The sequence below is a fragment of the Acidovorax sp. KNOB132 genome (genome assembly GCF_057541515.1).
Genome location: NZ_BAAJYT010000348.1, coordinates 1 through 3098, shown reverse-complemented (window position 1 = coordinate 3098; position 3098 = coordinate 1). Strand labels below are relative to the sequence as shown.

At 71.4% G+C, this 3098-nt stretch carries 3 protein-coding genes and 1 pseudogene; 2 read left to right on the top strand and 2 right to left on the bottom strand.

The annotated features are described in order from the left end of the window. Positions 1-366: sensor histidine kinase (locus tag AC27IO_RS22260; protein WP_498740811.1), on the top strand; the 366-nt coding region annotated here is incomplete at its 5' end. A 106-nt stretch (positions 367-472) separates the two neighbouring features. Here AC27IO_RS22260 and AC27IO_RS22255 read toward each other — a convergent pair. Further along, on the bottom strand, positions 473-1150 hold the full coding sequence (locus AC27IO_RS22255) for a hypothetical protein (RefSeq protein ID WP_498740809.1): 678 nt from the start codon (positions 1148-1150) through the stop codon (positions 473-475). Positions 1151-1378: 228 nt separating this feature from the next. Next, positions 1379-1609, bottom strand: a complete 231-nt coding sequence (locus AC27IO_RS22250) for a DUF1653 domain-containing protein (protein ID WP_498740808.1) — start codon at positions 1607-1609, stop codon at positions 1379-1381. Between the two features lie 39 nt (positions 1610-1648). Between AC27IO_RS22250 and AC27IO_RS22245 the strand changes: the two are divergent. Continuing rightward, positions 1649-3098 (top strand): annotated as a pseudogene (locus AC27IO_RS22245) (M48 family metallopeptidase); the annotation flags it as partial.

Genomic DNA, 3098 nt, shown 5'->3' with positions numbered 1-3098 from the left:
GCGCGGGTGGGCGCGCTGCGCCGCTGTATCGGCAACCTGGTGGGCAACGCCGTGCGCTACGGCGGCGGCGCCGAGATCACGCTGAGCGACGATGGCGCCGCGGTGCGCATCGCCGTGCGCGACCACGGGCCCGGCCTGCCCGAGCAGGAGCTGGACCGGGTGATGCAGCCCTTCTACCGCGTGGAGGGCTCGCGCAACCGGCACAGCGGCGGCGTGGGCCTGGGGCTGTCGATCGCACACGACATCGCGCAGCGCCACGGCGGCAGCCTGCAGCTGGGCAATGCGCCAGGCGGCGGTCTGGTTGCCACCGTCACGCTGCCGCGCGGGGACGGGAACGGGGACGGCCAGGCAATGCGTTTGCTATAAAAACAATAGCTGCGGAGGCAATCAACCTTCTGGCGCTGGCACGTCGGCGCATCGAATTGCTCTGGCGGGGGGCCGGCAGGGGATGGCCCGCGTCGCCCCGCTCCGGCTAAGACCGTTGGAAGAAATGGCGCAGCCGCTGCGCGATTCCCCCGGAGGGGGCATGCGCCGGCGCGGTGGTGGCCGCCGCCGCGGTCGGCAAGCGGGCTTGCGCCTTGGCCTGGGCCTTGGCCTGTGCCTGGGCCCGCGCCTTGTCCTCGGCATCGAACAGATCCTGCAGGGTGACCCTCGTCGCTTGTGCCTCCAACTCGGGCTCTTCGGCGATGGTGAACAGGGTCCGGCCTTGCAGTCGGGCCATCGCGGCTTGCACCTCGGGGCTCTCGTCGGTCTGGATCTCCTCGGCGTGTGCCGAATCCGGTACGGGCTGCGCTGCGGGCGGCGGCTCCTGCCGGATCTCCGGGTGCGCCCCGGAAGGGGCTTGCGCCGCCGGCGGTTCCGCTGCGGGGCGGGGGAGCGGGGCGGTAAAGGCCGGTCCCGCGCTCGCGTTCATGTAGCGGATGGCGGAGGCCACGTCGGACGCCCGCTGGCTGGCAGTGCCGTCCAGCGGCTGGCGCGGCCGGGGCGTCGTTTGTGGCCTGGAATGGCGCCCCACCAGGCCGGACAGCAGGCCGCCACCGCCGTGGCTGCTGCTGGCTTTGGGCGCCGTACCCACTGTTTTCCCGGGCGAGGTCGACGGGGCCGCGTTCGGAGTGGGACGGGAGTGCGGCAGCAGTTTGGAAAATTTCACGGACCAGACCTTCGTTTCAACTGGCACAGACCAGAGGATGAAACAGGATGGTGTTCCTGGTGCAGTGGAATTCGCTTTGCCGCACGAACGCGCCGTGGCCCATACGAAGCTGGCGTATTGCAACGGATTAGAATTAATTTGCTATAAAAATAATAGCTACAAAGGCAATCGGATCTAGGGCGTTCGGCACTTCTATGGCTTGGCCGCGGGCACGGCTTCCGGCGATGCCTACACCCGCTGGAAGCGCGGCTGCGCCCGTCCGTCGATCACCACGGTTTCCTCGAACATCGCGGCGGGCCGCACCCACAGCCCCCGCTCGCCGTAGAGCGCGCGGTACAGCGTCATGGGCTCCAGCGTCTCGCTGTGGCGCGCGGTGTCGATCACCTCGTACAGCAGGCCCTTGTAGTGGCGATAGAGGCCGGGCGGGGTGGGGCGCAGGGCGGGAAGGTCGTCGGTCATGGATACGATAGGGGATTGGCAAACGGGGGATGGCGGGACATGGACCAGGCGGATTTCGTTCACATGGTGCGCATGAGCGAGCACGCGAGCGCTGAAGACTCCAGCGCGTACCGGCGCAGTGTCGCCGCTTTCGCTGCCCTGGGGTACGCCTGGGTGGTGGGTTGCCTGCTGCTGTCGGCGGGGCTGCTGGCCTGGGTGTTGCCCCAGTTGTGGCATGGCCGCTTTCGCGTGGCCTACGTGTGGGTGGTGCTCGGGGCGGGCGGCCTGCTGTGGACCTGCCTGCGCGCGCTCTGGGTGCGCATCGATGCGCCCGATGGCCTGCCCATCACGGCGGCCGATGCGCCCGGCCTGTTCGAGGCGCTGGAGCGCATCCGCACCAAGGTCAAGGGCCCGGCGCTGCACGGCGTGTACCTGGACGGCGACTTCAACGCCAGCATCCGGCAGACGCCGCGCTGGGGCCTGTTCGGCGGCGCGGTCAACCACCTCACCATCGGCCTGCCGCTCGTCATGGCGCTGGACAAGCCGCGCCTGATGGCCGTGCTGGCGCACGAATATGGCCACCTGCGCGGTGGCCACGGCCAATTCACCGCCTGGATCTACCGCACGCGGCTGGGCTGGCTGCGCCTGCACGAGGGCCTGCGCGATGGCAGCGGGCCGGTGGCGGCGGCCACGCAGGCCTTCCTGCGTTGGTACTTCCCGCGCTTCGCCGCGCGGACGTTCGCCCTGGCGCGCCAGGACGAATACGAGGCGGACCGCATCGCCGGCCGGTTGCTGGGCCCCGACGTGGCGGCCGCTGCGCTGGCCGAGATCGAGATCAAGGCCGCCTGGCTGGCGGACGAGTTCTGGCCCGGGCACTGGCGCACGGCCGTGGCCCACCCGCTGCCGGTGGGTCCCTACGGCGCCCTGCGACGCCTGCTGGCGATGCCGGTCGAGGCCGGCTTCGCCCACGAGGCGCTGCGCCAGGCCGTGCGGCGCATCAGCGGCGTGGACGACACCCACCCGGTGCTGCGCGACCGGGTCGAGGCGCTCACCGGTGCGCGGCCTGCCCTGCCCGAGGGATCGCGCCGCGGCGCCCTGTCGCTGCTGGGCCGCGATCCGCAGCGCTGGATCGACCATTTCGACCGCCTGTGGTGCCAGGAAAACGCCACCGGCTGGAAGGAGCACCACGCCTGGCTGACCCGGGTGCGCGAACGGGCCGAGGCGCTGAAAGCCAGCGCGACCCGCCACAACGCCGACGAAACCGTGGAATGGGCCACGCTGCTGCGCCAGCTGGACCCCGCCGCCGATGTGCGCCCCCTGTACGAGGCGCCCTGCAGCGCAGCAGCGAGCACGCCGGCGCGCTGCAGGGGCTGGCCCGCTGCCTGCCGGCCTCCGACCGGGAGGCCCGCCTGGCCGTTCTGGCGCGGCTGTGGGATGCGGCGCCGGCCCGGCGCTGGTGGGCGGCCAATGCCGCCGTCGCCGAACTGGAGACGACGCGGCCGGGCCTGGA